Source organism: Actinomycetota bacterium (assembly GCA_019347675.1).
Lineage (GTDB): Bacteria > Actinomycetota > Nitriliruptoria > Nitriliruptorales > JAHWKO01 > JAHWKW01.
On record JAHWKW010000019.1, the window covers coordinates 1 to 5,229 of the forward strand.

At 70.2% G+C, this 5,229-nt stretch carries 7 protein-coding genes; 6 read left to right on the forward strand and 1 reads right to left on the reverse strand.

The window, feature by feature from the left end; translation table 11 throughout:
- Positions 1 to 544: 544 nt before the first annotated feature.
- On the forward strand, positions 545 to 712 hold the full coding sequence (locus KY462_13105) for a hypothetical protein (GenBank protein ID MBW3578651.1): 168 nt from the start codon (positions 545 to 547) through the stop codon (positions 710 to 712).
- Positions 713 to 732: 20 nt separating this feature from the next.
- On the forward strand, positions 733 to 882 hold the full coding sequence (locus KY462_13110) for a hypothetical protein (GenBank protein MBW3578652.1): 150 nt from the start codon (positions 733 to 735) through the stop codon (positions 880 to 882).
- Positions 883 to 1,338: 456 nt separating this feature from the next.
- On the opposite strand, the gene KY462_13115 is transcribed toward KY462_13110, so the two are convergent.
- A complete protein-coding gene (locus KY462_13115; GenBank protein ID MBW3578653.1) occupies positions 1,339 to 1,743 on the reverse strand; it encodes a hypothetical protein in 405 nt (134 codons plus the stop codon).
- 71 nt (positions 1,744 to 1,814) lie between these two features.
- Here KY462_13115 and KY462_13120 point away from each other — a divergent pair, with 71 nt between their 5' ends.
- From KY462_13120 to KY462_13135, 4 genes are all read left to right on the forward strand, one after another.
- Positions 1,815 to 2,384 (forward strand): CrcB family protein, encoded by a 570-nt coding sequence (locus KY462_13120; GenBank protein ID MBW3578654.1) that lies wholly within the window; start codon positions 1,815 to 1,817, stop codon positions 2,382 to 2,384.
- Complete coding sequence (locus KY462_13125) at positions 2,381 to 2,758, forward strand: CrcB family protein (protein ID MBW3578655.1); 378 nt, start codon at positions 2,381 to 2,383, stop codon at positions 2,756 to 2,758. Before KY462_13120 ends, KY462_13125 begins: the two co-directional genes overlap by 4 nt.
- 14 nt (positions 2,759 to 2,772) lie before the next feature.
- A complete protein-coding gene (locus tag KY462_13130) occupies positions 2,773 to 3,120 on the forward strand; it encodes a DUF190 domain-containing protein (GenBank protein MBW3578656.1) in 348 nt (115 codons plus the stop codon).
- A 284-nt stretch (positions 3,121 to 3,404) separates the two neighbouring features.
- Complete coding sequence (locus KY462_13135; GenBank protein ID MBW3578657.1) at positions 3,405 to 4,982, forward strand: DUF222 domain-containing protein; 1,578 nt, start codon at positions 3,405 to 3,407, stop codon at positions 4,980 to 4,982.
- Positions 4,983 to 5,229: the final 247 nt, after the last annotated feature.

The window sequence follows — 5,229 nt, forward strand, 5'->3', positions numbered from 1 at the left end:
CCCACGGGAGTCGTCCTCGACCGGCTCACCGCCGCCCAACGCACCATCCTGGGCCTCCTCGACATCCCACTACCGTGGCCCGAACACCAAGACCTTGACCCCAAACGGTGCGGAAAACGCGACTAGGACTAGGCCTCAACGGCAAGCACTGTCGACCGAGACAGTCGCCTACTGCCACGCCATCTGGAACCGCTACGCCGCCCGACGACTCTACGACCAGCCATGACCCACGTCACGGAGAACCCCTGCCTGACGACACCACCGTCGTCGTCCGTGGTGTCATGCACATCGACGACCTGCGTCGCAACGCCCTCATCACGCTGCGCCGGCACGGCTCCCCCGGCATCTCCGTGTTCGCCACAGTCGACACCACCCTCGACAAGTGCTGGCGGGTCCTGTCTACATCCCCACGCGCAGATCCGCACCACCACCGCCGGCAAACTCCGAGACGCCGGCTTCGAGCTGCGCCGCACGCTCACCCTGCCCTACCACTACGACATCGTTGTCGACGACACCGACGACGACACCCTCGCGCGGCTCCTGGGTGCTTCGACGAACCGGAACCCAATCCACCATCCACGACGGCCACCAGGATGACCCACCACTCGCCACCGTCCCACGGCTCCGGCACACTGACAGGGAGGAGGCCGCCATGGTCGACATCATCATCGATCTCGGCAGTGTGGACGAGGACTGGCACTACCTGCCCTGACCGAGGATCTCCGTTCGGACGTGGAACCGGCCCCCGGGAGGCGCCTGCTCGCAGGTCGCGACGACGACGTCTGGGTCGTCGAGATCGTCGACGTTCGTGAAGACCTCATCCACTTCAAGCTCATCGAGCGGGGCCGCATCGACATCCCATCCCGACGCGCAGCCGGCTGACAGCTCCCGCACACCGCAACATCCTCGGGTACCTGACGCGCCCGCACAGTCAGCGTGATCGACCTGCATCTCAACGCCCCGGTGTTCACCCCCGCGGTCGTTCACTGACGACCGTCATGGCCGGTCACGTCAGGGGAGCCGGGCAACGGTGGGACCGAGCACGAGCTACCCACCGAACGCGAACACCAGGTAGGCACTGACCAGCACACCCCCGCGCCCCACCGGAGCAGCTTGCGGCTCATCAGGAGAACGGGGATGAGGATGACCTGCCGACCGCGACTGGGAGGTAGAACCGCTCGCTCGGCGTGTCCACGTGGAAGGGACTGACCAGCGCGATCCCGCCGGCGTTGAAGAGGAAGAAGCGAGGACGGAGCCACTGTGAAGGCGATCGACCGTCGGGTGGACAGCCGCTGCGGCTTCTCCACGACCTCGGCGACCTCACCGGTCGGTCGGACATCAAGGCCGCACCGACCCAACCAGGCGAGGTACACCACGGCGATGACGTACCCCGCGACGAGCAGGGCACCGTCCGGCCGGGACAGGCGCCCGTCCCATCGCGACCGCGGTCAGCATGAGCGCCGCAGCCACGGGTACGGCCAACACCGGCCGGGGCACCTTCTGGAAGCGCAAGGGAACGATCAGTGCTGTCAGGCCGAAGGCCAGTGCGATCGCGATCATCCCCTGTCCCAGGATGGTCGCCAGAACGATGCCTGTCGCGCCTTCGACCGACCCGACCACTCCGACCGCCAAGTTCTCGGGATGGAAGCCGAGGAAGACAACAGCGATGAGGAAGGTGGACAAGCCAGGAGACCGTGCGAACCCGACCGTGCCCTCGATGAGATGCTCCGGGAAGAACACCACGAGTGCCACGCCGGCGAGAGTGAGGCCCGGCCGCCGCGTCCACGACTCGCCGGGCTATCACGGCGCGTAGCATGCACGGCGATGGCGATGGGGCTCGCCGACAACCGCCCGCGTGGCTGATAGCTCCTGTGACGACCGTTGCGGTTGACGCAGGAGGCCACGTGGTGAGCGACCCGCAGCTGACCGAACCCTCACCTGAGGCGCCCTACCGGCTGCTGCGGGTGCTCGACGGGCCTCGTGCGACCGTTCGCCGCCACCTTCCCTTGGCGTGGCGTCGGCGTCTCGCGGTGCTCATCGGCGGGTGTGCCGGCTCGGGCCTGCGGATCGCCGTCGGCACGCTGCCCGCCAACCCCGCGGGCTGGCCGTGGGCGACGTTCATCGTCAACCTCACCGGTGCGCTGCTGCTCGGCTACCTGCTGGTCCGCTTCGAGCAGGCCGCCACCAGCACCGTGCTGACCATCCCGCTGCTGTGCGTGGGAGTGCTCGGCTCCTACACGACCTTCTCGGCGCTGTCGGCCGAGACCTGGCAGCTGGCGACCAGCGGACGGACGGGGGTCGCGGCCGGCTACGCCGCGGCGAGCATGCTCGGCGGGTTGCTGGCGGCGCTGGTCGGGATCCGACTCGCCGAGCGACGCCCGTGATCACCACCGCTGCGATCATCGCAGGAGGGCTCGGCGCGCTCGCCCGTTACGGCCTGACCGGGATCGTGCAACGCCGTACCGGGTCGAGCCAGCCGTGGGGCACCGCGGTCGTCAACATCACCGGCGCCGCGCTACTCGGGTTGCTGATCACACTTCACGCCACCCACCGCGTACCCGAGTCGGTGCTGACGGTTGCCGGCACGGGGTTCGCCGGCGGGTTCACGACCTTCTCCACGTGGATGGTCGAATCCGTCCGGCTCACCGAACCGCCGACCCCACGGCAGCTGCGCGCCGCCGCCGTCAACCTGGCCGGCATGTTCGCGGCCGGGATCGCCGCGGTCGCGACCACCAGCTGGCTGCTCAACCTGGCCTGACCGAGGACACCACCATGGAGAACGTCACCGACGGCAAGCTGCTGCGGATCTTCGTCGGCGAGGACGACGAACACGACGGACGTCCCCTCTACCACGCCATCGTCGAACTGCTCCGCCGCGAGGGACTGGCCGGCGCGACCGTGGTCCGCGGCATCATGGGGTTCGGCCGTTCCAGCATCGTGCACACCGCCAAGGTCCTGCGGCTGTCCGAGGACCTCCCCATCGTCATCGAATGCGTCGACCGGGCCGGCAACATCGAACGCGTCCTGCCAGCACTCGACGACCTCATCGACGAAGGTCTCGTCACCATCGAACACGCCGAGGTGCGCATCTACCGCGGACGCGATCAAGGCACGTTCTGACGACGAATTCCCTCTTCCGATGCCTGCTCTCGTCCCGACGGCTGCGCCGAACCGCCGCGGACGCCCGGTCCACCATCCTCGCAGCGGAGTCGACGTCGTCACAGACGCCGAGCTCCGTGCCGGGTCCGCGAGCGCGTTCGCCGTCAGCCAGGACCGCGTCGTGCCGCAGCGCACGTTGATGGCTCGATGTGGGGAAACCTTGCTTGACAGGCCGGCGCACGGGAAGTAACGTATCGAACGTATGTTCGGAGTCGTCCGGGGGGCACCGGCGACAGGCAACACCGATGACCCACGGCAACACCGAGCTGGACGCGGCCACACCGCGCCAGCAGCTGACGCTGACCTCCGCCCCCACCGCGCCAACGACCACGCCAACGACCACGCCAACGACCGCGCATGCGTCCGACCGTCGGGTGCCGGCAACGTCCGCCGCCGCCGCTGGCCGCCCCGGTGCGCCTCCGGCCGGCGACGTGGCCGTGGCCGTGGACGTGGCGGGGGCGCTGGCCGGCCTCGACGATGCCGTGGGCGTGGACGTGGCGGGGGCGCTGGCCGGCCTCGACGATGCCGTGGCCGGCGTGGCCGCCATCGACCCGGAGACGATCCATCCCCACGACCTGCCCGGGGCGGTCAAGCAGCTGCGTCGTGCCCGCAACCGGCTGGAGGCGGTCGACACGTCGTGGCTGGCCACCGTGCAACGGCGCCGAGCCCACAAGGCCGACGGTGCCCGTGACGCGGCGACCTGGGCACGCGACCAGCTGGGCTCGTCGTGGCGTGACGCGGCCGGCCAGCTCAACACCGCCGACAAGCTCGACGCTCTGCCGGCCACCAAAGGGGCGTTCGCCGACGGCGACATCTCCCGCGACGCGGCCGCCGAGATCATCAAAGCCACCAGCGACCAGCGCCTGGCGGGACGCGACATCGAAGACCAGCTGGTCGACGCCGCCAAGAACGGCGGACCCGACCTGGTGCGAAAGACCGCCCGCACGCTCAAGACGGCGCTGGCCGACCACGACCAGGCCGCCGACGACGCCGCCGCCCGCCACCGCGACCGCTACGCCCACGTGCACGTCGGTGACGACGGCAGCGTCACGATCGACGCCCAACTCGACGCGGTCAACGGCGAGTGGTTCCTGGCGGCGTGGCGGCCGCTGCTGCGCGAGATGCACACCACCGGGCCCCAGCTGGAGGTCCGCACCCGCTCCCAGCGCGCCGCCGACGCCCTCGGCGAGCTCGCCCGGCGCGCCATCACCACCGACGTCGTGCCCGACACGGCGGGGCGCCCCGCACGCGTGATCGTCACCACCGATCTGGCCACCCTGCGCAAGGCCGTCGACGCCGACGCCAACGCCCGCCTGGGCCACACCGGCCCGATCTGCGCCGAGACCGCCCGCCGGCTGGCCTGCCACGCCAACATCGTCCCGGTCGTGCTCGACGGCGCGTCCGTCCCGATCGATGTTGGGCGCACCACCCGCGCCCCGACCGTCGGCCAGCGCGACTGCCTGCTCGTGCGCGACAAGGCCTGCCGCGGCTGCGGGGCTCCAGCCCACCTGTGCGTCCCCCACCACTGCGTGCACTGGACCGACATGGGCCCCACCGACCTCAACAACCTCGTGCTGCTGTGCTACCACTGCCACCAGCTGGTCCACGAAGGCGGCTGGAAAGTGCGGTGGAACCCCGCGACAACACCGTCACCTTCACCACCCCCCACGGGCGACAGATCGTCCGAGACCCACCCACCTGACCCCCGGGTCCCCCCACCCCCACGCCGGCCCCGCCGATCCGACCGGTCCGATCGAACGTGCCGACAGCTGCTCGACGAATCTGGTGCCATCGGCCGCGCCGGTCGCGCCTTAGCGGCCTGATCCCAGGTTCGACCTTTGCCCCGACCCGTCGGGCCCTCGGTGCCGCGCCGCGGTCTTCGACAGTGACGCTCTACTTGGTCGGCGGGTGCTCGGTGACCCACCGGGCGCGGATGCGGTAGCGGCGGAACTCCGCGTCGCCGAAGGCACGCACGCTGTCTGCATGCACGTCGTCCACGGGGATGTCGTCGCGGGTGATGCCCCGCTGCGACAGCCACTCGTCGAGTCGGGCGTCGGCGGTCTCGGCGTC